The sequence below is a fragment of the Lysinibacillus sp. FSL W7-1291 genome (genome assembly GCF_038593415.1).
In the GTDB taxonomy this organism is placed as follows: Bacteria; Bacillota; Bacilli; order Bacillales_A; family Planococcaceae; genus Lysinibacillus; species Lysinibacillus fusiformis_D.
The window spans coordinates 2,382,081-2,406,900 of sequence record NZ_CP151994.1; the positions used below are offsets into that span (position 1 = coordinate 2,382,081).

Genomic DNA, 24,820 nt, shown 5'->3' on the forward strand with positions numbered 1-24,820 from the left:
ACAGACTTGTATCTGCGGCGTTCTTTGATTTAAATCATGAGTTGCTCATTTTTGAATTTATGACTTGTGGCTAAGCTAACGAGAATAAAAATAATGAAGGATGCAACAATGGGAATCGTAACCGTGTGCATACCAAAGACGGAAGGATAAAAGCGATCAATCATAATATACAAGGACATGCCTGTAATCATGGACGCCATCGCACCATATTTATTGGCTTTTTTCCAATACAATCCTAAAACTACTGTCCAGATAAAGACAGCCTCTAGCCCACCAAAAGCAAATAAATTCAACCACACTAATAAATCGGGTGGGTTGAGCGCAAAGATAATAACAGCTAAGCCAATAACCGTTGTCACAACAAAGCTTGCACGTTTAATCTCTGCATCACTAGCTTGTGGCTTCATGTAATTTAAATAAATGTCTTTGACAACCGTGGAGCTGACCAGCATAAGCAGAGCATTGACAGTTGACATGGTAGCAGCCATTGGCGCAGCTAAGACGATCCCCGCTAAAAATGGTGGCAATACCTTTAATGTCAGAAGCGGCATTACTTTATCACCAATCTCAATGCCAGGTAAGACAGGTCGTGCTAATACGCCAATTAAATGCATGCCAAACATGATTGTCCCGATGGCAATCGTGCCAATAATGATGGCTAAGTGCATACTTTTAGAATCCTTATAGCTCATGGCACGGACAGCAATTTGCGGAAGCCCTACAACCCCTACGCCAATTAAAATCCAAAATGTCGAAACATACAATGGTGTTAAATCTCCTTGCGCTCCAAATGGTGACACAAAATTAGGATTTTCAGCGACAAGTGAGGCCATAATATTATCGATGCCACCCCCTGCAATAATAGTACCGATTAATAGAATAATTGTGCCAACAACCATAATCGAACCTTGCACAGTATCCGTTAAAGCAACAGCTCGGAAACCACCAATAATGACATACACTAGCACCGAAATCGCAAAAATAAATAGTGCCGTTGTGTATTTTAGGCCTGTTAATGACTCAATTAAGCGAGCACCACCTACCCATTGCGCCATCATAGCCGAAAATAGAAAAACAATGATACTAATGGCTGATAAAATGACAATGACATGGCTTTTGTAGCGCTCTCGTAAAAAATCGATTAACGTAATAGCTTGGTAACGACGAGCGATAATAGCAAATTTCTTGCCTAAAATCATCAGTACAAAATAACCTGCAGGCAGCTGTGCCATTGCCAATAACACCCAGCCAAGCCCTTTCGTATAGGCCACACCAGGTCCTCCGATAAAGCTGCTCGCACTGCCGTATGTAGCAATCATTGTCATCGCCAGGATAAAACCACCCATTTCACGACCACCAAGGAAATACTCCTGTAAGAATGAATTAGAGGACCGAATATGCTTATTGGACCAAACACCAATTCCGAAAATAATAATTAAAAATAATAGCAATGGAAATACAACTTGCCAATGCATTAGCGATCCCCCTCCTCATCATCAAATGGCACCTCTTTGAAGAAGAGCTTCATTACAATCCAGATGAGTAGGATCATAAAGCCTGTCCCTGCAATACAGCTATAGAAAAACCAAGCAGGGAAACCAAAGACATATGAATAATTTTTGGGGTCTCCCGAACCTAATCCATAGGCAAAGCCAAACCAAATCGTAAAGTTGACAAGGACTAGTCCTATCCCAATAAGCGCCTCTCGATGCGCTATTTTAAAGCGTTGATCTTTCACATGCAATCCCCCTAACCTTCTCTATTTTACTGATATGTTGGTCTGATGGGAAGAGATGCGAAAAAATTAGGGTAAGCTTACAAGAAAAATCTGTCTAAGGAAATCAAAAGTAAGAGCCTGTGGATGAACATGCATTCTTCTAAAAGCTTAGTACGCCACCATTTGAATCAAAAACAATGCATTTTTTATGTAAAAATATGGGATATTATTTTACATCCCATATGACATCTAAATGCTTTTCAACACAATCGTTTATGATGATAAAAAATAATAACCTTCGTCACACTAGTTGGACGAAGGTTATTTCCTATTTATAACGGGCGTTGTTCCCAAGGCTGTAGCGTGCCAACGATATTGATAGATCGATCATGCTGAATAGCATCGATGACTCCTTGTGAAATTTCCTTATGTGTAAGCCATCTTGACTGACCGTTTTCCATTATGAAACCTGGCTGGACTTGACGATAGTGAGTGATATCAAGTAGATGGATTTTATCTTTGATTTCATTTAGATTAGCGCTACTGCCTAATACATGAAACAGCTTCCATATTCCTGAAATTTCACTAGCTATGCTCTCTAATACAGTTTCAGCATAGGAGTGAATCCAAGCAATGACCAATTCAATGGGTCCATTATGCGCTATCGTTTCTTCTAGCTTCTCTTTTAATAAGGCTATATCAAGATAATCAACTAAAATTGGTGTGCCACGTGATGGATTTGATGATTTACTTATGAAACATCCCATTCGATTGGCATTACGTCCAATTACCGAAACGTCATATCCGTTCTTCACTAACCAAAGGGTTGTGTCAGCTAACATTCCTGTCCCACCAATAACTAATGCGTGTGCCATTCATTTGTTCCTCACTTTTAATTCTTATTTAAGAGAGACTCATCATACTTAGCAGGTGGAATCGACTAGCCTATGCAATGCCTTTTTATCAATTTTACCAACACTTGTTTTCGGTAGTTGGTCTAAAAAAATGATTTGTTTCGGAATCTTATAACATCCTAATTGTTGATGACACAGTTCGTTGAGCTCATCTAAGATAGTCGCTACTTGATGACAACAAACAATAAATGCGGTTACAATCTCACCCCAATAATTGTCTGCTACACCAATCACGGCAACCTCCTGTACGTCCGGATGCTGCAGCATACATTGCTCCACTTCCTGAGGGTAGACATTTTCACCACCGGAGATAATCATCTCTTTTCTACGACCGACGATATAAAAATCACCATCCTCATCCATCATCGCCAAATCACCTGTTTTTAACCAGCCATCTTGTAGGATATTGGCGGTTTCTTGCTTGTTATTCCAATAAAAACGGAACATATGCTTACCTCTTACTAGCAGCTCGCCCACTTCACGAGGTGCACAACTTTGCCCAGCTTGATTAATGATTTTCGCCTCATTAAACTGCATGCTTTTCCCAACAGCCCCTTTTTTCGCGTAAGCATCTTCTCTTGCAATATAAAAATTATTAGGTCCCGCCTCTGTTAAGCCATAGCCCTCCTTAAAGAATAACCCCTTTTTATGAAAGACATCATAAATGGGATGTGGGCATGGGGCACCACCAGATAAAAATACGTTCATCGAGGGGAAATGATTTTCTCGAAAGTATTCCGTAGCAATCATCGCTTGATACATCGTTGGGACAAAAAGGGAAATCGTCGTTTGATATTGATTCGTTGCCCGCAGTGCGGCTTCCGCTTCAAACTTATCGCCAATGATGACGGTTCCTCCCACCATAAGAAGAGGTATGCATAAAGCATTTAAGCCACCTGTATGAAACATCGGCATATAATTTAATGTCCGATCTTTCTCCTGTAAACCCCAGCTAATAATTGTATTGATTGCGTTCCAATTGACCGACTGAAAGGATAGCACAACACCCTTTGGACGACCTGTTGTGCCTCCGGTATAAATCATTAGCCATGGATCATTCAAGTCCACGTCTTGCCTACTTGGTAGCGTTGCCTTCTCGTGCTTGATGAGATGAAGTGGAAACATTTTTTCTACCACCAAAGAACAATGACTCTCTTCTTCATACAAGAGAATGGAAGGGGTCGCATCCTCCAAAATTTGTGTTAATTCCTCTCTACTTAATCGCCAGTTTAATGGCACATAAATAAGCCCTCGTAGCCCACAGGCAAATAGAATAGCAAAAAGTTGGATATGATTTCTCGCAAAAACTGCGACTCTACTGCCTTTTTTTAGCTGCTGACGCTCGAAAAATTGACTCCATTTGCCGATTTCCTCTGATAATTGCTGATAGGTCCATTGCTCCTCTGACGCTAGATTAATCAAGGCGATGTGATGAGGCGTTAAGGCGGCACGTTTTAAAATCCATTCTTGCTCAACAAACATCTTGACACCCCCATCACATCATAATGGCGCCATCTACATGAAGCGTATGGCCATGAACATACGATGCCTCATCAGATGCTAAAAACAAATAGGCATTGGCTATATCCCGTGGGGTTCCTAAACGTTGTAACGGCACGATTGCCCGCATTTGAGCCAAAATATTTTCAGGCATCTTTTTGACCATAGCTGTTTCTGTAAAGCCAGGTGCCACTGCATTGACATTGATGCCTTTACGCCCTAATTCCTTTGCCCATGTTTTGGTCATCCCTACAATGGCAGCTTTCGTCGCTGCATAATTCGTTTGACCAACATTGCCATAGACCCCACTAACCGATGATGTATTAATGATTTTGCCACCTCCAGCTGCCACCATATGGGGAATGACCTCCTGTGTGCAATGAAAAACGCCTGTCAAATTGACATCTAACACCTGCTGAAATTGGTCATCTGTCATCTTTGTTAGCATTGCATCTCTTGTAATACCTGCATTATTTACTAAAATATCAATGCGTCCAGCCTGTTCGATCACTGCTGTCACCAGCTGGTTAACGCTCTCTCTACTTGCCACATCCACCTGTATAAATATAGCGTTTCCGCCTAGTTGTTGAGCTGCGAGATTCCCTGCCTTCTCATCGAAATCAGCGATAAATACCCATGCCCCTTCTTCGATGAAACGCTCGGCAGCCGCATAGCCGATGCCATTGGCTGCACCTGTAATAATGGCTACTTTATTGTTTAAACGCATACTGTCTTCCTCCAATTTCTAAAAAAGCCTCGATTTCAGCTGTTAATTGTGCTAAATCATCCATCAATGGTGAATGTCCACAATCTTTTAAGCTAACAAACTGTGCCGTTTTGCCTAAGTCTTGCAGTAATTCCGCATTCATTTCCTCTGTAATAACTAAGTCACGATCCCCTCTCAGTACTAAAATCGGTATCTGGAGTAGGAGAGCTTCGTGTGACCCTTTTGTCACATCATTGTCAACAGCACTTATATTAAATGTATTGAGTGCATGATACACCTCTGCTAAGTTGCGCTGTGTTAGCATATCCTCTATATATTCTTGGTATTTTTCCTCGTTTGGTTGCTGATGGGTATAAATTAAAGCATTCCATATCGACCGTAAACCTTCGCCGTTTTTTGTGTCATAAAAGCCTTGGATAAGCTTTGTTTTCGATGTATCCACAAGTACATCTTCATAGTTATAGGCTCGCTTAAAGCAGGCTGGATCGCCTGTTCCTAAATCCGTATAAAATGGATAGCCACGTGTAGAAGCGGAGGCCAGTAAGATTAATTGCTGGCAATAACCTGGATAATTAGCTGCAAACTGCATACAAACAGCTCCGCCAGTTGACCAGCCAATCATGTCAAAGCTTTGCAATTGCATCGCATCCACAAATAGCTTAACATCATCACTAAAATCTTTAATGGTATAGATTGGCTGATGATAGGATGAACCTCCAAAGCCTCGTAAATCGATTGCATAGATGGTGTATTTATCATCTAAAGCATCTATCAGCACATCCCAATGCTTAGAGGAAGTCATATTGCCATGAACCAACACTAAAGGATGACTTCCTCCAGCTCTTTTGCGATATGCCATCGTCTCACCATTTGCTAGTTGAATTGTTTGTAACATACCATTTCCCCCTTATCCCCAACGTATTGTGATAGCCCCCCAAACATAGCCAATGCCTGCACTCACTAGTGTCACAAGAGCACCTGCTTGAAGACGATTTTGCTCCTGAGCTAGCTGTAAGGACAATATTTGATCGATTTGCCCAATATGTCCATAGTCTTGTAAATAAATAGACTGTTCCTGCTGTAAGCCAAGCTCTGCTAAAATATAATCATGTGCAGACCTTTTCATATGCAGCATCGCTAAGTAGTCGAGCTGTTCTTCACTGTATCCACTTTTCGCTAGAGAACGGCGAATAACCTTCAAAAAATGGCTTAATGATTTTTGTTCTAACCTCTCCTTCATCCCAATCGGGTCCAAAACGTCAAGCTGATATAAATTTTCTGTTAAATGGAATGGTGTTAACGGTGTTTTCGTACCTCCAACTGGTACAACTACATCCTCTGAGAAAGAACCATCTGTTATAATTTCCGCCTCTAAAAGCTGATTTTTTTCATAGTTTTTTTGTAGCAATATGGCACCTCCACCAGCCGCCAAATTGTACATAAAGCGCGTTCGTGGATTGCTGTAATCGATAAAATCCACATTGCGATAGCCACCTGCTAAAAGAATGGTATGAATTGTGTCATCTGATGCCATTAAACTTTTCGCTACTTTCAATGCCATGATCGTCGTGCCACAGCGCAATTGCACATCAAATGCCCATGCATTAACCGCACCAAGCTCCTCTTGCATTTTGATGGAGGCTGTCCATAGTGGGTATTCCTTATGCTCTTCACCCATATAGATGATCACATCAATATCTTTCGGGTCCAGATTTGCTTTTTTTATCGCATCCTGTGCTGCCCATATGCCCATTTGCACGGTATGATCATGCTCACCAGGGATTGGCTTTTCATGAATACCCATTTTTTGACGGATAATGTCCTCTGGAATATTTGAAAGAGCCGCAATGTCCTGCGAAGTCATTTTATTTTGAGGTAGATAGATACCTGTACTGACAATACCAACAGTCATTCAAATCGCTCCTTTTCCTGGGGCAGAGCTACGGGCTTTTTTCTTTGCTTTAGCTTTGCTCGCCATTTCCAAAACAGCAGTCTTAGTGAGCCAATAATACCTTTCGGGAAAAAGATAACGGCTAAAATATAGAGAATCCCAAAGAAGATAATCCAACGTTCAAAAATAGGGTAATCTCGTGCTAGCCCTGATAATGCATGCTGTGCATATTCAATCACTGCTGCTCCTAGTAATGGCCCTACCAAAGTGCCGACCCCACCAATAATCGTCATTAATAGCGCATCGAGTGTAATATCCATCGCCATCACACTCGTGTTAACGAAGCGTAAAGAAATCGCATATAAGGAGCCTGCAAAGCTCGCAACAATGCCTGCAACAACGGAGGCAATCACTTTATAGTGCAAGGTATTAAAGCCTAATGATTTCGTCCGTTGTTCATTTTCCCGAACAGCAATTAGTAGTCGACCTGTCGGCGAGTTAACAAAACGGTGGAGCGCTAAAAAGATGACAACTAAGCTTGCTAACACAAAGAAATAGAAGGTCATCCGATCTCTAAAAATATCTGGTGCTCGAAAAGTAAAGCCATCATTGCCATACGTGACAGAGCGCCACTTTTCAGCTACTACTAAAAATAACCCCGAGAAGGCTAGTGTGAGCATCGCAAAAAAATGACTTTTCAAGCGCAAGGTTAATAAACCTACTAAAAAACTAACAAAGCCTGCTATTACCATGCCTATCACGATGGACACCAGAAAGATGAATAGTGTGTTATCCATTTGCTTGAGCATGACCGCTGTCGTGTAAGCGCCAATACCAAAAAACATAGCGTGCCCAAAGGAAACGATTCCTGTATAACCGAGCAAAATATCATAGCTCATCGCCAGTATGCCAAAAATGAAAATTTGTGTCAGTAAAATAAGCAGCGTCCTTGAATCATTGACAAAAGGGAGTACGATAAAAATCGCCAATAACAGGAAAAAAGCGATAGAGCGTAAGGACATTTTCTTGTTCATGATGTTCGCTCCTTTCGCATCGTAAACAGCCCCTGTGGACGGAAAATTAAAACGCTGGCCATTAAAATCATATTGACTGCTAGTGATAGCACAGGCACATAATAAGCCATAAAGCTACCTGCTAGCCCTACTAAAATAGCAGCCAACAATGAGCCTGAAAAACTACCCATTCCGCCAATGACGACGACAATAAATCCTAAAATGGCGTACTCCATGCCCATCTCCGCATAGATGACGCCCGAATACGGAGCCATCAACATTCCACTAAGTGCCGCAAGAGCCGCACCCACCATAAAGACATATAGAAATACACGCTTAATATGAATACCAAGAGCCTGTGCCATTTCCTTATCCTGCACACCAGCTCGAACGATCAACCCAATCTTCGTGCGTTTCAGCATATATTGAAAAACACCAAAAATCACAAACCCTATAACAATAATAAATAGGCGATATTTGATGATAATCACGTCACCAAATTCCCAGCTTCCCGCTAAATAGCTCGGCGTTTTTACGGCCACACCATTTGGACCAAAAACCACCTTGATGAATTCCTGCAAAACGAGCATAAGCCCTAACGTAATTAAAATTTGCTGAATATGATTGCCGTAAACAGGCGTAATAATCAATTTCTCTGTAAGCAGTCCAAGTAACGCACCTGTCACAAGCGCACCTATAATTCCTACGATAAAGCTTTCTGTCCACATATAGGTAAAGATTCCCGCATAGGCTCCCCAAACAAATAATCCACCATGCGCAAAATTCAACACATCCATTAAGCCAAAAATTAACGTCAAACCTGCCGCCAGCAGAAATATCAACATCCCTGTTGCCAAGCCATTAATGAGTAAATTGATGAAAAGCTCCAATGATGGTCACCCCCTTTATCCAATTCCTAAATACTTGCGTTTTAGTTCTTCATTGACAATCAAATCCTCCATCATGCCCGAATTTACTGTTCTGCCATCATCGATCAAAGTATAGGTATCACCAATCCGGCTAGCCATCATAAAGTTTTGTTCAACAAGAACAATGGACGTTTTCTTTTTCATTTCCATAATCGCTTCCATCACCTTCTCCACCACTATGGGCGCAAGCCCCTTGGAAGGCTCGTCAATTAATATTAATTGGCTATCATTGATAAAGGCTCTTGCCATGGACAGCATTTGCTTTTGCCCTCCTGATAAATGCCCGCCAGCCTTTTTCCAAAACTTCTTCAAATCGGGAAACAGCTCCAGCACATATTGCTGTCGTTCTAACGTGGCAGTATCTTCCTTATACATGGCTACCTTCATATTTTCCTCTACCGTTAAATCTGCAAAAATCCCTTGATTTTCAGGCACATAACCTATCCCTAATTTAGCCACCTTGTATGTTGGGCTTTTTTTAATGGAGTGGGAGCGAAAGGCGATTTCGCCATTTGTCGCAGGTGTTAATCCCATAATTGTTTTCAAGGTCGTTGTTTTACCTGCACCATTTCGTCCAAGCAGTACGCTAACCTGTCCCTCCCTCGCTTCAAAATTAACTCCCTGCAAAATGTGATATTGGCCGATATGCGTGTGAACCTCATTTAATGTCAGTAAGGTGGTCATCGTACAGCCCTCCTAAATATGCTTGTTGTACGGTATCATTATTCATAATTTCCACGGGTGAACCATCTGCTAGTAGCTGACCATTAAATAACACCATAATGGAATCCGATAAATCTAAAATCATATCCATTTTATGTTCAATGAGCAGAATGGTTTTATTCCCTTGATTTTTAATGGTCCGAATGACCTCTAAAATCGTAGGTACTTCCTCTAAAGACATACCAGCTGTTGGTTCATCGAGTAGCAGAATTTCCGTATCCAACGCAAGTAGCATGGCAATCTCAAGCTTTCTTTTCTCTCCATGGGATAGCATCGTTGTCAGGGCGTCCCGTTTATTGTCGAGTAAAACGAGTGATAATAGCTCCTCCGCTTTGTCGGTAATCGCCTTATAGCTTTTGTAGTGTCGAAATAGCTGATAACGAATCTTTTCCTTTGACTGCACGGCTAAACGAACATTTTCGAGAACCGTTAAATTTGGAAAGACATTCGTGATTTGAAAGGATCGACCCAACCCCATACGTGTTCTTTCGATGGCCGACTTTTGGGCAAGTGATTGCCCTTTAAAATAAACATCACCCGCAGTTGGTTTTAGCTCTCCACTAATCAAATTAAAGAATGTTGTTTTCCCAGCACCGTTCGGCCCTATAATGGACTTTAAATGCTTTTCAGGCATTTGAAAATTAACGCAATCCACCGCCGTATGTCCCCCAAACTGAATCGTTAAATTGTCTGTGTGTAGTATTGGCTCCATCCTCTACTCCCTTCTCCTCTAATAGTTATGTAGAAAGACAGCCATGCTGCCTCTCATTTGTTTAATTCATAACAGGTGGTGCTGTTTCCTCAGGACTTAACTCCCGAATAAGTACGGGTACTGGATAATCCACGCCATCCTGTTGCTCTAAGCGAATCGAATACATCGATTGAAGGGCTTGATGGTCCTCTTCACGGAACGTCATCGTACCTTTTGGTGTCTCAAATGACATCCCCTCCATTATGCCGATCAGCTTGTTGGCATCTGCATCTCCCTCCGATTTTTTCAATGCCTCCATAATGGCAATCGCCGCAGACATGCCGCCAGGTGTAAATAAGTCAGGTACTTCATTGAAACGTTTTTGATGTTCCTCAACTAACCATTTATTGACATCATTTTGCGGTAGCGTGTGGTAATACACCGAAAAACCTTCCATACCAACCAATGGATTCATAAATTGAAGCGCTATAATATCAGGTGCTCCCGTTGAAATTTTAATGCCCTTTTCTTGAATTTTAAGATCTGCGATTTGATTCCATGGTGAATTTGCTCCTGCCCAGACAACGAATAAATAATCAGGCTTAGCATCTAGCACCTTTTGTAAATTAGACGTAAAGTCTGTTGCTGCTGGGTCTGCATACTCCTCTAACACAATGTCAGCACCTAATTTCTCCGCTGCCGTTTTAAACGCATTCACCCCATCCCAGCCAAACGAATAATCTGGGGCAAATGTAGCAATCTTCACACCTTTACCAGCAATAGCCGCCGCGGCTGCATAGGCATCCTGTGATGAATTACGACCTGTACGGAAAATATACTCATTAAACTCAGAACCTGTAATACTGTCAGCCACCGCAGGCTCCACCACCATAATTTTTTCATACTCCTCTGCCAGCGGTAGAACAGCAAGGGTATCACCAGAACTTGAAGAACCTACTAAAAAATCAACCTGGTCATCTTCTAATAGCTTTGTTGCTTTCTGCACGGCCACCTCCGGCTTTGTCTCCGTATCCTCATACACAACCTCGATTTTCTTACCATTGACCTCCATCGTCCCACCAGTCGCATACTCAATCCCTAAATCAAATCCCCGCTGCGTCTGCTTCCCATATGATTCAAGCGCCCCCGTTAACGAAGCAAGCACCCCAATCTTAATCGTGCCTCCTTCCGCCGTCACCGCTTTTGTCTCACCATCGGAGGAATCTGCATCTGTTGCATCATCCTTCGTATCCTCCCCACTACAAGCTACCAACACCACAGCCAACATTACTAAAAGAAACCAATACCACCGCTTCTTCATCCTATACCCCCCTTTAAAATAAGCTCCATAGAAAGCGCTTTCTTGCTATGACAACACTATACAAAAGTCCAGTTACAAATTAGTTACAAAAAATGCTTTGCACAAAAGTACAAAGCATTTTTCTGTATCGATGTTATGGAATTATTTATTAAAAATTTAAAAGTGTTAAAAGATTTATCGCTACGCTACTAATTACATCAGGTAAAAAGAAAGACAAAAACGTTGAATATACAACATTTTTGTCTTTTGTATTAGGAACTTTTTTTAGTGTTTCAAACTGCATTCTGTAGTACGCTTCATGATGACCATTCCTGTTTCAATACACTATACAAGAAGGAATCTCGCCAAACACCGTCTTTCATTAACATATTTTCACGTAATATTCCTTCTTTGGCCATTCCAACCTTTTCTAAAACCTTTGATGATCCAATGTTTCTTGGGTCACATGTTGCATAAATACGATGGAGCTTTAATGTGTCAAAACCGAAAGTAATCACTAATTGAGCACTCTGCGTTGCTACTCCCTTCCCCCAATAGTCAGGGTTAACAATATAGCCAATTTCCCCCACCTTATTCGTGAAATCCCTAATCATTATCTCAACCGAACCTATTAAAGTTTCTTGATAAATAATAGCAAAAACATATCTTTCCCTTGGTGTTTGTCTTGCTTCATCGAGTGCATCCTGAATGAATTCTTTTGAATCCTCCTCTGTATTCGGTCCCCATGTTTGATACCTACAAACAATCTCCTGTGAGGCATATTTATGAACATCAATCCAGTCATGTGGCGTGAATTCCCTTAAAAATAATTTTTCATTTGCAAGTATCACTTTAATTCATCTCTCCTTCTACACGATTCAACCATTCACTCATCTTGTTCAATCTGCAAATTGTGGCCAGCCTTTTATTTGTCTGACAAAATGGCATTTAAATATGTTGCTTTTTTTAACTTGTTCATATAGTTCATTTCTACTTATGAGTGGCTCTCCCTACACTACAAATTTGTACCACCCGAATAAGATTCCCTCATTTAAACGACGGAACTAGCTATCCCATAATTAAATCATAGACAGCCATGGTCGACTCCATAGGGGTTGTATTTAATTCGCTCTGTAACTGCTGGACACATTTTTCGTACCATTTGCATGCTAGAGAACGGTTTTGGAGTTGGTAGTAGCTGTACATAAGCAGGCGATAGCCCTCCTCCCATAGTGCATCCTCTCCAATTATTTTCTCTGCATAGTGGATGGCTTTTTTATATTGCTGCTGCCTTGTGGCATTTTGTGCCAAACGTTCTAGAACTTCTATATATAAAAATTGTAGCTTTTCGCGATCTTGAGTAAGCCAGTCGATTTGCTTTTTTTCTGCATATAAGGCGTCTGGATAACTCGCTTCCGCTAACAGTAGCCATTCATCGGACAACTGTGGATCAAATTCCTCCATTCCTAGGTTGTAATAATAGTGAAATCGTTCCACGTCAATTTGGAGAAAGGAAATATTTTGCAACTGATACATATTATTCTTACGTTGAATAAAAAAGCTCTCCTGCCTTGCATGTCGTTGTGGCTCCAACACTTTTAATAATGTATTTAAGACCACTTTAAAATCCCGATCTAAGGACTCGACAGTGCGGTCTGGCCATAATGCCTGCGCTATTTCTTCCTTTGGTGTAAAACGATTGCGATGACAATATAGATACACGAACAATTCCTTCGATTTATCACGTTGCCATTCTTTATCTTCGAGCTTTCTTTGTGCTCGAATTAAACTTAAACTCCCAAAAAGATTGATTTGTATTGCATCATGCGGATAATTGATACTGTCCTCCACTTGAAAATAGCTTCGTAATGCAAGAATGGCTGCATGTTCCACACCTCCTGTTTGGCTAAAATGCAATAGCTCATAGAAAATCATTCGATCACTTGGACCAAGTATCATTTTCCTTTGTAAAAAATAGTCATAGCCATTTGCCAAACATAATTGCGCAAACTGTTGAAAATACGGATGAAATTGGTCTCTATTATTTTGTTGAAACGCGATAACGGATTGATAGAATAGAACATGCATCAAGCCATTGCGATCTCCGCATTCCTGAAATAGTTGTTGTGCCTTCCTTACTAATTGCTTCGCTCGTTCTGTTTCTTGCTGGGAGAGAATGATTTTCACTTCCGCTAAAAGAATGAGGCCTGTCATCCAAGCATCTTGTACTTGCTCGGTTTCTCGTAAGCCCAATGCCAAGTATTTCTTAGCCGCTACTATATCTCCTAAATAATGTTTAGCAATCGCTAGCCCCATATAAGGTTCGGCCTTGACTCGAGAAATATTAATGGCATTCAATAAAGTCAACGCTTTTTCATAGGCTTGACATGCCCCTTGATAATCTGGGAAATCCATTAATAGTAGCGCATGTGCTTTTCTGATATAACCAACCGCCTCTATAAAAATAGACTTCTCTCTTAACCCCCTGCGTATCCCATGCTGGGCTGCATACCAAGCTTCCTTTCCTTGTCCTAACAATGCATAGACAAATGCTGCTAGTAGTTCACTTTCACGATGGGTTGCCACAAGCTGAGGTGGCAATTCAAGGCGCTGTGCTAATAATTCCTTCGCCTCTCGTAATTGCCCAGTCCGTAGTAAAACTCGGACATCCACATTCGCTCGTTGCATGACATCCGCTGGCAATGCCACGTCCTCCATAAATAACTGTGCACCCTTGGCCTTCCCTAAGTTCACTAAGTTTTCAGCATATTGCCGTTGAAGTTCTAATAATTCCTCTTTTAGTAAGGGGGTATATTTGGCAAGCTCTAATGCTTTTTCTAAATAAGGCTCTGCTAATGCAGGCTGTATAGTGTCTAAGTAAATATGTGCCAAACCTGCTTGAGATTTTGTCATAAATAGGTGATCCTGCTGCTGCTGTGCGATCATTGCACACTTGTCGTAGGATTGTTTCGCCTTTTCATAATAAGCACGGTAGCGATGGCATTCGCCATCAAAATAATATAATCTATAAAATGTATCTTTTTCTTGTACAGTAAATCGATTGATTTTTTCTAATAACCATTCAAATTGTCCAGCACGTACTAATGGCTCTGCATGACGCTGTAATAGCTCTCCACAAAAATCATGGTCATTCGTTTTAAAGGCATGATAAAGCACAGCTTGAATATTATGCCGTTCCATATAATAGAATGCCGCTTGTTTATGAAGGTCCGTATAGCAACTTGTATGCTGACGCCATTTCATTTCTAAAAACCGACTAAACAAAGCATGGAAGCGGTATAAACCATCTGTTGTCACTGGTTGAATAAATAAATGACGCTGTGATAAAGTATTCAACATTTGTGCCATCTCAAAGCCATAAAAATCTTCCAATAGCTCCGCTGAAAATGTAGGAAAAATAGCTAGTTTTAAAATGGTCTCTTGCTCCGTTGCAGTCATCCTACTATAAACCTCTTCTGACAAATAGGTGAAAAGATCATTCGGAGAAATCATTAGCCAATAATCTAAAGAAACATGATGCCATTGCTCTGCTAACAAGGAAAGACTGATGGCCCAGCCTTCTGTGATCTCCAATATCTTGGCCATTTCAGCATCGGATAAATGCACGTCTACATATTCTTCAAAAAAAACAGCAATTTCCTCAGTTGAAAAGGCCAGCTCGTCCTCGTTGATCACTAGCCACTTCTTTTGCAGCTTTAATTTTCTCATAATATCCCAATTCGGTAATGTTCTAGATGCGATAATAAAATGAATCGCTGGTGGAGCAAATTCAATAACTTTCTCCATAAAATAATTAATTGAAAAGACGTGATCCACTAAATGAAAATCATCAATGACAATTAGAAATGGCTCCTCTATGCTACATAGGCAATTGACAAAAAGCTTATACCAGCGATTCAGCTCCTCCATTTTAGGGAAGCGTGACAATTGATTCCACTCATCGAATGTAGGACCAAAATTCGGCACAGCTCGCTGTATGCTAAAAAAAAGATGTCTTAAAAAGGGTAATAAATTATCATCTTCTTCGGAAATACTATACCAAGAAAATTTATTCGCTTCGTTCGAGAGAAATTGTGTGAGGATGGTCGTTTTACCATACCCTGCACCACTATGAATAAATGTACAAGTATGGTGATGGCTCTTCTTTAATGTCTTCATAAGTGCGGCTCTATTGATACAATGAGTGGATGGACTTGGTGCCATACATTTTGATTGAATAATAATATCTGTCATGTTAACGATAACCTCCAAATTTGTGTAAGGTTACAATAGCTCCATTTTTTCACAAAAATTCAGATTATTAAATTATTGACAGTTTACCATATTTTATCGAATGAATGGCAAAAATAAAAAACCCGATAATCAAATGAATGATAATCGGGTGATTTTCTATGATTATAGTAATTCTTTACGTAATTCAGCAGCTGATTTTGGTGAAAGCAGACTGAATGGAATATCAAATACTGTTTTCGCTCCTTTATCACCAGCTTGACTTAGACGATGCGCAGCACGTGCATAAGCCACTAATATACTAGATGTGAAGTTTGGATTACTTTCAAGTTTTAATGAGAATTCGAGAATTTGTTTATCGTTTGCTCCACTGTCACCACTGCGAATGACAAAACCACCATGTGGCATACCTGTGTGGTTTGCTGTAAATTCATCTTCAGAGATGAAGTTAACTGTTGTGTTATATTCATCGAAATAGTTAGGCATTGTGACAATTTCTTGTTCCACTTTTGCAGCATCTGCACCGTCTTCTAACACAACCCAACATTCACGTGCATGTTTTTCACGTGTTGTTAATTCAGGGTTTTCACCATTACGTACACGTTCTACAGCTTCTTTAATTGGCAATGTGTATTGAACAGCATTTTTAACACCTTCGATACGACGTACTGCATCTGAGTGACCTTGACTTAAACCATCGCCCCAGAATGTATATGTTGTACCAACTGGTAATACGGATTCTCCTAGTAGACGATTTAAGGAGAATAAACCTGGATCCCATCCAACTGAGATAACAGACACTTTACCAGATTTTTGTGCCGCTGCGTCTACAGTATCGAAAAATTCAGGAATTTTCGCATGTGTATCGAAGCTATCAATTGTATTAAACCATTGTGCAAAATGTGGTCCTTGTTCTGGTAAATCTGTTGCAGAGCCACCACATAAAATCATGACATCAATGTCGTTTTGGAATTTTTCGGCGTCATCTACTAAATATACGCTCGCATTGCTTGCTACGTTTACTGTTGAAGGATCACGACGTGTGAACACCGCTACTACTTCCATATCTGGATTTTGTGAAATAGCATACTCCACACCACGTCCTAAATTTCCATATCCTACAATACCTACTCGAATTGCACTCATTAAAATTCCTCCTAACGATTTCGTGACTTTGTGAAAACTTTCACGTTAAATCTAATTACAATAATACTTTGTGTTAGAAAAATTCACAATAGTTTGAGTATGAGTTTTTCAAAAAGAATTTATATCAGTTTTCTATGGTTTTTATCCAAAAACGGTATGAATGCGGTTACAAATTACTAAATATTCCATGAATCTTAAAGTTATTGTAAAAGCCTTGTAAATAACGGCTATTTTTCCAACCAGTCTTGTACAATAAATGTAACGACAAAAGGGGGCATGTTGAATGAAAAGTACTGGTTACTCATCAAGCACGGCATTGGCACAAGGAGAACTACTTGCATTCCATATGACAGAAAATAATACGGCGAACAAGCACCTTGAAGCGAAACAAACTGTTCGTAAACCACATGAAAGTCTTTTACCAAACAATCCTTTATGTATCGGTGTTTTACCTTTTGACGTTATGGAAAACACGCTAGACATCACCATCCAAAAAAATAAGGTGCATGAGGTAGACTTCTACCATAGTGGTAAGGACATCGCTCGCTGGTTCATTAAAAAAAGTGAATACAACAAGCCAAACCCAGACTTCTTTATATGAAGTCTGACATGGTACTTCGTAAGCGTTCTGCTAACTTAATCGGGCGCTTCCTTCTAGCACGATCTCCTGCAAGTCCATCGCTATTGTATCTCCTGAGCCAACTGTGCAAGACGCTTTTCATCAATAATATGGTAGCCTGTCTTACGTTTTTCTAATATCTTCTCTTCACAAAACTGTGCCAATACATATAATAAATGGCGATAAGAAACCCCTAAATACTCACAGATTTCCGTATGCTTTTCCTTATAGACACCTTGATCAGCAGATAATTGAATAAAGGCTGCTAAGCGATTCTCAAACGGATATGCTTGATTTTGTGTATATTTAGATGTCATGTTCGTGGCTTTTTCCCCTAGAAACACACAAAGTCTACGTAAAAACAAGGCATCCACAAGTAACTTTTCCTTACATGCCTGTGTAATGGAGTAACAAATTGTCTTGGTAACAGTTTGTATCCCCTTTGTATACCTCGCCTCATTAAGCAATTCAATTTCCCCCATAAAACGAGGAGCTTCCAAATATTCAATTAGTGAAACCTTGCCATTTTTATGCGTCATATAGAGCTTCGCCTTGCCTTCTATCATGTAATACAATGTATCTGGAAAGGAGCCTTCCTGAAAAATCCACTCTCCTTTGTCAAATTGACACACTTCCAGATAAGGATCGATAGCAAATGAGAAAAAATCATCTATCGGATATTTTTCAAGATATTGGGTACGTGCTTCAGCTGTTAGAATATGCATTTTTTACTCTCCCCTCTAAAAAATATGAGATATCTCACATTATTGTAGCGATGAACATGCTATTATTCAACTTAGTTAATGGAGGTACGGTAATTATATGAACAATCAACGATGGCTTTCTCAGAATTTCTTTACATTTTTCATCACCTGGGGCATTTTCTTACCCTACTGGACAGGTTGGCTTGTGGATGCAAAACATCTGACAGTATCGCAGGCAAGTGTTGTAATGGGCTGTGGGCTACTAGCTCGTGCCACGTCCAATCTTTTCTTCTTTCCAACCCTTGCAAAATATGTACACAATAAACGTCTTATTACGATTTTAGCAGTAGGTGCTCTACTAACTGCATTACTTTATATTCCAAGCACTGGCTTTATCGCATTATTAATCGTGACCATTTTATTTAGTGTCTTTTATCCAGCACTATTACCTGCTGTGGAAAGTAGTGCAGCAACGCTTGTCCAGCATGGCAATATTCACTACGGCAAAAGCCGTTCCTATGGTTCCTTCGGGTTTGTGATTGCTGTATTAATTATTAGTATGTTGACGGGCGTTTTCGGCAAAAACATTATCTTTTGGAGCATGATTATTGGGTTGATTGGCATGTTACTTATGCAGCAATTAGCCACTCCAAAGGAATTACTTGTTGTGCCAACAAAAGAACAACGTGCGAAATCATTATCGATGAAGACTTTATGGACTATCAAGGGCTTCCCGATTGTCTTATTTATCGTAATTTTATTACAGGGTGCACATGCCTCTTATTATAGCTATGGTTATATTTATTTAGAAGACTTACAGGTTGACCCATTCTATATGGGCATGATTATTAACATCGCAGTAATTTGCGAAATCCTATACTTTATGAAGGCCGATACATTATTGATGAAGTGGCGTTCATCGTCATTATTGCTCTTAGCAGCAAGCGGCTCTTCCCTGCGCTGGTTACTTATCTTTATGTTCCCGAATGTCTGGGTATTTATTGCTTCACAAACCTTGCATGCATTATCCTTTGCACTAGCACATTTCGCTTTTATCCGCTACTTAACGAAAGCTCTACCAAAGGAACAAATTCCAAATGCACAAGGTCTCTATTCCGCATTAGCCATGGGCTTAAGTACAGCAATCCTTACGTTTTTAGGGGGATATTTATACGAAATATCTCCTGGCCTGTCCTTTGCAGCCATGCTTATTTGTACAGTGCCTGCCATCGCTATTTTGCTGCTGACGCGCAAAAAATATCAATATTAACAAAAAGCAGGTGAGAATAAATATAGAACTTAATTATCATGTATTTTATTAAAATATCACACATTATAGTGGGTAAAAAAAGGATAGATGAACAGGAATTATACCTGTTTACATCTATCCTTTTTGGACAACATAGAACCCATTTACTACTACAACATCTACCACAATACTACAATAAATAATCATTGGCTTCTTCCATGATCGCGCCAGATTGTGGAAGATCGTTATTGAACTAAAGCACTCCGTTAGTTTAAGTGAATTTTCTCACAAATTTATGATATTATACAGTTGAATAGAAAGACAAATTAGAATTTGGAGGTTCACTATGAAAAATGAAGATAAACAATATGCTTTAACTGTTATTACTAATATATTAAAAGTAATGCACAATAAAGAATATGAAAACATTTTAAATTATGTGGATGAATGTGAAGTGGATGATATTGGTGAGTTATTCTATTATGTTCAAGAAACATTAAACTTAAATGGATTTGATTCATTTGATGAATATGGCGCTCCATGTAATTTCCACCCAAAATACGAATATTCACAAATCAACTTCTATGAATTCAATGATAATAGTGGATTTGCTGTTGATTATGCTTTAACTTCAAATTCAAAATTGGCAGATATGTGTTTACAAATGGAGTTTTTATATACGGATGACGGATTAAAAAGTGTTTTTATCACAGTTGACCCACAGTAAAACAATATATTAAAAGGAGAACATATGGAAATATACAATATTAATTTGAATATTCATTATTCTGCTCCACAAGAAGTTTGGGATAAGTTGGAGCGTTTATATAGAGAAATGCCTAACTGGAACAACTTTGTAAACGGCTGTCCACAGTGGTATGGTTCAGATGATAAATTAATAGAAGTAAGTATTGAATCAAGTGGATTACAATTCTATGCTAAGTTACCATCAGAAGAATGGGATGAATGGATTACAATATTTAAGAATAGAGCTACAAAATTATTGGGATATGAAGTTGGCGAACCAGAAGACGGTTTTGAATTTCACTATTATGATTAACCCCACAAATTCCAAGTTGTACATAAGCTTAATTTGAAAATACATATGACACTTCGGTGTTTTTTTATATCATCTCCAATTCTTCCAGTCACACCTAATTGCTATTCAACTAAATGCATCGTTAGCTTAAGTACATTGTTTCACAAACTCAAATCAAGATTAACATAAAGCCCCATTTTTAATTCAATTAAATGGCCCTATTAATGAAAAAGGCACAATTCCTTTTCAAGAATTGCGCCCGATTATTTAATATGTCTTCGAAATAGCGGTAATGAAAATAAATAAATATTATATAAAGGAAATATCCGCTTGAAAGTAGAATATTACCCTACAACCATAATTAACTATTCCGATGAGGAGGATTCATGTGCGTCCACGACCATTATTTATTGAAAATCCAGAGCATGATAGGTATGTTAGTCTTGTGCCAGATGGAGATATTGAAGAAATACTTAATAAGCAACAAGCTAAGACCCTTACCCTCTTAGGCAGCGTATCAGAGGAGTTAGCAAGTAAGACGTACGCACCAGGGAAATGGACTTTAAAAGAAGTGATTGGGCATATGACCGACTCGGAACGTGTGATGTCGTATCGAATACTTGCCATTGCACGAAATGAAATTGCACCACTCCCAGCAATGGATCAGGATCAATACGTTTCTGCGGCAAACTTCAACAAATTATCTTGGGAACAGTTACTAGCTGGTTTAGACACCGTACGCTCCAACACATTAAGCCTGATTTCAACTATTGATGAAGCTGCGTGGGTTCGTAAAGGAACTGTAATGAACAGTCCAGTTTCAGTAGGAACCATTGTATATGGCATTGTCGGGCACGAGTTACACCATATGAAAGTGATTAGCGATAAATACTTATAAATCTCTTTCTATTATTGAAAAAAACTAATTTTTCACTTCATACTGAGAAATTAGGTTTTCTCATAGTGAACCTTACTTAGCGTTATAAATCCGCATTTTCCTGACGTTATCCCTATTTATACATTATAATTTCTTATTCAATTATATGTCCCTATAATGATCGAGCACTGATCCTTATTACAGAACCACGCCCGATGGTGGAAGAACTTTATCTACTATATGAAGTCCAAATTCTATACATTTTTTTACCGTCTACCTCCATCTTATCTCTATGCATTGTAACATATACATTCATGTATTCCGCCCATTGTGGTATTAGTTCCGTTAAACAATCAATGACCTTTATATCAGGAGTTGCATAACCGATATTTTCTTTTCTCAAAAAGCCATTGGAGAAATCTTGATATAATGAGTCCGTCCATTCATAAACTTCAAACTGAGAATCAAAAATCCGCTCATCTTCTTGATATTGTCCGTTTACCCAGTATATTTCCATAACAATGCCCCCCTAATTAAATGCAGCGTTCCATAACACTTTGTCCTATAAAGACACTTTCCTAGTTTTCCATGAAAGCGCCCGATTGCTGAATAGCAAGACGGTGATTTGTCTTTTGCCTGTTAAAGTAAAGCATACTGTTAGCTTAACAAGAAATTATTTCCTTTTCTCATAGATTCCTTTTACGAATTGTTCCTTATAATCTGTGTATTCATTGATCCCACCATTTTTCTCTTCTACAAATTTCATTTTCAGTTCTCTGTACTCTTCCCTTGCTGTTTCGTTTGAATTTAAGTAGTTCCTAAAAAAGATTAAATTTTTCCAGAGTTCTTTGTTGTATTCTACTAAGTGAATAAAGTGTGTCTTTTCCTCATAATGATCATCATTAAACTTCGCAAGCACAATTTCATTAGGGCGTTCCACTTTGAGCTTTAAAAAACCAACTTCCCTCAGCCCTTGAAATATCGATTTATCAACATTTTCAATATTATCAACACCAACGACTAAATCCAATATTGGTTTGGCAACGATATTCTTTATGGCTGTGCTACCAATGTGTTCAATTCTATTCTCTTGAATTGGCGTTGCATTTAAAATATCCTGTTTCACCCTAAAAAACTCTTTTTTCCACTCATCACAATGTGCTTCTAACCTTACCTCATCTCGTTTTAACCCTAATCTCATTTAGTCACCTCATTTTCAATATAGTTAACTAATTCGTTCGATGATTTCTTTATCCTTCTTAAACTCAACTGCAGTGTTAGTTTAAATACACTACTTCACAAGCTAAACTGAATTCTAATGTAATTTTGCCGAATTTCTTTACTATTTTAATCGCCCTTTAGATGATGAAAGACGCATTCCCAACTTTAACAATTGCGCCCTATTGTTCAGTACCTCATCATAAAACTTACCATAACGGAAGTACGATTCCCACATGATTTTTAAATAATCATTTGAATAACAACAATAATATAATAAAAAACGAAATAAATATATTGATAAACGATAATAAATAGACTAATATCATATTATCATTAAATCGGTGAGGTGCTTCAAATGAATGTTAAACTAAGTTCAACTTTTTTCTTAAAGATCATTGCTTTTCTTATTGGAATTGCGGTACTTGTTGTGTGTATCTATTGGTTACCTCAAGCAGCTTTACGAGATGCCAAAGTGCGTCCAGGAGATTACTCGATATATCCATTGTTAATATGTGCCTATGGAGTATGCATTACGTTTTCTGTTGCATTGTATCAAGCCTATAAACTATTGAGTTATATCAATATAAACAATGCTTTTTCTGAGCTATCCCTTAATTCCTTACAGATTATAAAAAAATGCGCTTTGACAATTATTTTCTTCATTTTGTTTTTAATAGTTTACTTAAGGGTTTCTGCTCTGTTCACGGGTGAAGACGCAGCAGGTCCGATAGCACTTGGTCTAATAGGGATTTTAGTAACAGCTATCATCGCTGCCATTATAGACGTACTTCAAAAACCCATAAAAAATATCCTAGAAAATATGTAGGTGTTTCATAATAACCATTTTTATAAAACTCCCTTCGTTGTTGTAGTAATAAATGAGGTCTACTAAATAAAAAAGTACACCACTACTATATAAGTGATGTACCAACTATCCTATAATGTGTGACATTAAAGATAAGTTACTGTTTTAAAATAAAAACATGCGTTCACTTATCTTTAATTTTACAAAGTATTCACCTGCATTCTTATTTTGGATAATACGAAAAACCAGGGTACTTCACCACTGGCCATTTTTCCTTTCTAAGAGCCTGTAGCAACTCAGGGCCAACCTGCAAATTACTTTGCACCAATTCTGTTGGCGTTAAGGCCATCCATTGATTTAAAGATACATCCTGGAATCGGTCACTTTTAAACATTTCTAAAAACCATAATGGCTCTGTGCCAGTATTTTCAACGTAATGCCCCGTCGCAAACGGCACATAGCCAACATCACCTGCACGATAATCAAATGTTCGTGCTGTTCCATTCCCTGTGAAAACAGTCATTCGCCCTTTTCCTTGTAGATAATATTGCCATTCATCGTTGTTCGGATGCCAATGTAATTCGCGCATCGCCCCAGGCTCAATTTCTACCAGTGCCGCTGCGATATTTTGGGAAATCGGAAAATTAGTTGAATCCACAATACGCACACTGCCACCTGGTGTTTTCAGTGGTGGCTGTGCTAATAAGCGATGCTTAAAAGTTTGTGGAACCTGCCCATAAGGAGACTCCACTTTTTGTGAATTGATGGGACCAGGAACCTGATCCTGATAAATATACACTTGCTCATTCGGAATATGATCAAAAGCACTAATTGGAACCCCAAAATTGGCAGATAGCACATCCTTCGGGGTGTGCGCAAACCAATCTGAAATCGACAATGTATTCAGATCTGAGAAATTGCCATCATCAAACACTAATAAAAATTCACAGCCATCCTCTAACCCCTGAATTGAATGAGGAATGCCAGGTGGAAAATACCATAAATCACCTGGTCCTACATCGGCAATAAAATTACAGCCATTTTGATCAACTGCCGTAATCCGAGCATGGCCGAGTAGCATATAAGACCACTCCGCCTGCTGATGCCAATGCAGTTCACGCACGCCTCCCGGTGTCAAGCTCATATTTACACCCGCCAATGTCGTAGCAATCGGTAATTCACGAACCGTAATTTCCCGTGACCACCCACCTTGATTTAATGTCATATGCGTGTCTGAAAACGAGAATCGTAGGTTAGGGATCAAACCCGCATCTGTCGTTGGTGGCACCAGCATATCCGGATTTTCTAAATCCCTCATAATATCGCGTGGCCCCTTATCCACCCCTCCAGCTCCATCATTCCGAATAGGCTGAGGCACTTGAAAATAACCCGGCGGCAAATTGTCCAATCGTTCACCTCTTTATCGTAGAAATTTAAAAAATACTTTCATCCTTCTAAATGTATGGGCACACAGCTTGTACTATTCACTTGCTTTTCTGTTGGG

General features: G+C 39.3%; 25 protein-coding genes. 6 read left to right on the plus strand and 19 right to left on the minus strand.

Annotated features, from left to right (window positions below; genetic code table 11):
- Positions 1-29: 29 nt before the first annotated feature.
- The 15 genes from panF to NST76_RS11675 form a co-directional block, all read right to left on the minus strand.
- The gene (gene panF, locus NST76_RS11605; RefSeq protein ID WP_141905757.1) at positions 30-1,475 is read right to left on the minus strand and encodes a sodium/pantothenate symporter; all 1,446 of its coding nucleotides are present in this window, start codon (positions 1,473-1,475) and stop codon (positions 30-32) included.
- The gene (locus NST76_RS11610) at positions 1,475-1,738 is read right to left on the minus strand and encodes a YhdT family protein (RefSeq protein ID WP_036117582.1); all 264 of its coding nucleotides are present in this window, start codon (positions 1,736-1,738) and stop codon (positions 1,475-1,477) included. Before NST76_RS11610 ends, panF begins: the two co-directional genes overlap by 1 nt.
- A 311-nt stretch (positions 1,739-2,049) precedes the next feature.
- Positions 2,050-2,592, minus strand: a complete 543-nt coding sequence (locus NST76_RS11615) for a short-chain dehydrogenase (protein ID WP_342543883.1) — start codon at positions 2,590-2,592, stop codon at positions 2,050-2,052.
- A 48-nt stretch (positions 2,593-2,640) separates the two neighbouring features.
- Positions 2,641-4,113 (minus strand): AMP-binding protein, encoded by a 1,473-nt coding sequence (locus tag NST76_RS11620; protein ID WP_036117579.1) that lies wholly within the window; start codon positions 4,111-4,113, stop codon positions 2,641-2,643.
- 13 nt (positions 4,114-4,126) lie between these two features.
- The gene (fabG, locus tag NST76_RS11625; RefSeq protein WP_101966704.1) at positions 4,127-4,858 is read right to left on the minus strand and encodes a 3-oxoacyl-ACP reductase FabG; all 732 of its coding nucleotides are present in this window, start codon (positions 4,856-4,858) and stop codon (positions 4,127-4,129) included.
- Positions 4,842-5,753, minus strand: coding sequence for an alpha/beta hydrolase (locus NST76_RS11630; RefSeq protein ID WP_058843536.1), 912 nt, complete (start codon positions 5,751-5,753; stop codon positions 4,842-4,844). Before NST76_RS11630 ends, fabG begins: the two co-directional genes overlap by 17 nt.
- A 12-nt stretch (positions 5,754-5,765) precedes the next feature.
- The gene (locus NST76_RS11635; RefSeq protein ID WP_342543884.1) at positions 5,766-6,770 is read right to left on the minus strand and encodes a 3-oxoacyl-ACP synthase; all 1,005 of its coding nucleotides are present in this window, start codon (positions 6,768-6,770) and stop codon (positions 5,766-5,768) included.
- Positions 6,767-7,783, minus strand: coding sequence for a branched-chain amino acid ABC transporter permease (locus tag NST76_RS11640; RefSeq protein WP_340834371.1), 1,017 nt, complete (start codon positions 7,781-7,783; stop codon positions 6,767-6,769). Before NST76_RS11640 ends, NST76_RS11635 begins: the two co-directional genes overlap by 4 nt.
- The gene (locus NST76_RS11645; protein WP_058843533.1) at positions 7,780-8,652 is read right to left on the minus strand and encodes a branched-chain amino acid ABC transporter permease; all 873 of its coding nucleotides are present in this window, start codon (positions 8,650-8,652) and stop codon (positions 7,780-7,782) included. The genes NST76_RS11640 and NST76_RS11645 overlap by 4 nt, the downstream gene beginning before the upstream one ends.
- Positions 8,653-8,667: 15 nt before the next feature.
- Complete coding sequence (locus NST76_RS11650; RefSeq protein ID WP_058843532.1) at positions 8,668-9,375, minus strand: ABC transporter ATP-binding protein; 708 nt, start codon at positions 9,373-9,375, stop codon at positions 8,668-8,670.
- Complete coding sequence (locus NST76_RS11655; RefSeq protein WP_058843531.1) at positions 9,350-10,126, minus strand: ABC transporter ATP-binding protein; 777 nt, start codon at positions 10,124-10,126, stop codon at positions 9,350-9,352. Before NST76_RS11655 ends, NST76_RS11650 begins: the two co-directional genes overlap by 26 nt.
- Positions 10,127-10,187: 61 nt before the next feature.
- A complete protein-coding gene (locus NST76_RS11660) occupies positions 10,188-11,426 on the minus strand; it encodes a substrate-binding domain-containing protein (protein ID WP_036117673.1) in 1,239 nt (412 codons plus the stop codon).
- Positions 11,427-11,722: 296 nt separating this feature from the next.
- Positions 11,723-12,256 (minus strand): GNAT family N-acetyltransferase, encoded by a 534-nt coding sequence (locus NST76_RS11665; RefSeq protein WP_342543885.1) that lies wholly within the window; start codon positions 12,254-12,256, stop codon positions 11,723-11,725.
- Positions 12,257-12,473: 217 nt separating this feature from the next.
- Positions 12,474-15,659, minus strand: a complete 3,186-nt coding sequence (locus NST76_RS11670; RefSeq protein ID WP_342543886.1) for a BTAD domain-containing putative transcriptional regulator — start codon at positions 15,657-15,659, stop codon at positions 12,474-12,476.
- A 162-nt stretch (positions 15,660-15,821) separates the two neighbouring features.
- Positions 15,822-16,802: a diaminopimelate dehydrogenase gene (locus tag NST76_RS11675; protein WP_342543888.1), complete on the minus strand. Its 981-nt coding sequence runs from the start codon at positions 16,800-16,802 to the stop codon at positions 15,822-15,824.
- A gap of 283 nt (positions 16,803-17,085) precedes the next feature.
- On the opposite strand from NST76_RS11675, the gene NST76_RS11680 reads away from it, so the two are divergent.
- On the plus strand, positions 17,086-17,403 hold the full coding sequence (locus NST76_RS11680) for a hypothetical protein (protein WP_058843528.1): 318 nt from the start codon (positions 17,086-17,088) through the stop codon (positions 17,401-17,403).
- Positions 17,404-17,483: 80 nt separating this feature from the next.
- On the opposite strand, the gene yeiL is transcribed toward NST76_RS11680, so the two are convergent.
- Complete coding sequence (yeiL, locus tag NST76_RS11685; RefSeq protein WP_036117659.1) at positions 17,484-18,146, minus strand: transcriptional regulator YeiL; 663 nt, start codon at positions 18,144-18,146, stop codon at positions 17,484-17,486.
- A gap of 97 nt (positions 18,147-18,243) precedes the next feature.
- On the opposite strand from yeiL, the gene NST76_RS11690 reads away from it, so the two are divergent.
- From NST76_RS11690 to NST76_RS11705, 4 genes are all read left to right on the plus strand, one after another.
- Positions 18,244-19,395 carry an MFS transporter gene (locus NST76_RS11690; RefSeq protein WP_058843527.1) on the plus strand — a complete coding sequence of 384 codons (1,152 nt, stop codon included), beginning with the start codon at positions 18,244-18,246 and terminating at the stop codon, positions 19,393-19,395.
- A gap of 325 nt (positions 19,396-19,720) precedes the next feature.
- The gene (locus NST76_RS11695) at positions 19,721-20,101 is read left to right on the plus strand and encodes a hypothetical protein (protein ID WP_036117654.1); all 381 of its coding nucleotides are present in this window, start codon (positions 19,721-19,723) and stop codon (positions 20,099-20,101) included.
- Between the two features lie 24 nt (positions 20,102-20,125).
- Positions 20,126-20,434: a hypothetical protein gene (locus NST76_RS11700; RefSeq protein ID WP_036117651.1), complete on the plus strand. Its 309-nt coding sequence runs from the start codon at positions 20,126-20,128 to the stop codon at positions 20,432-20,434.
- Positions 20,435-20,801: 367 nt separating this feature from the next.
- Positions 20,802-21,311, plus strand: a complete 510-nt coding sequence (locus NST76_RS11705; protein WP_058843526.1) for a DinB family protein — start codon at positions 20,802-20,804, stop codon at positions 21,309-21,311.
- Positions 21,312-21,519: 208 nt separating this feature from the next.
- Here the strand turns inward: NST76_RS11705 and NST76_RS11710 are convergent, their stop codons facing one another.
- A complete protein-coding gene (locus NST76_RS11710) occupies positions 21,520-21,807 on the minus strand; it encodes a hypothetical protein (RefSeq protein WP_058843525.1) in 288 nt (95 codons plus the stop codon).
- A 156-nt stretch (positions 21,808-21,963) separates the two neighbouring features.
- The gene (locus tag NST76_RS11715; protein ID WP_058843524.1) at positions 21,964-22,491 is read right to left on the minus strand and encodes a GrpB family protein; all 528 of its coding nucleotides are present in this window, start codon (positions 22,489-22,491) and stop codon (positions 21,964-21,966) included.
- Between the two features lie 375 nt (positions 22,492-22,866).
- Here NST76_RS11715 and NST76_RS11720 point away from each other — a divergent pair, with 375 nt between their 5' ends.
- Entirely contained in the window at positions 22,867-23,337 is a 471-nt protein-coding gene (locus tag NST76_RS11720; RefSeq protein ID WP_058843523.1) for a DUF2975 domain-containing protein, read from the plus strand.
- Between the two features lie 202 nt (positions 23,338-23,539).
- On the opposite strand, the gene NST76_RS11725 is transcribed toward NST76_RS11720, so the two are convergent.
- Positions 23,540-24,724, minus strand: coding sequence for an oxalate decarboxylase family bicupin (locus NST76_RS11725; RefSeq protein WP_058843522.1), 1,185 nt, complete (start codon positions 24,722-24,724; stop codon positions 23,540-23,542).
- Positions 24,725-24,820: the final 96 nt, after the last annotated feature.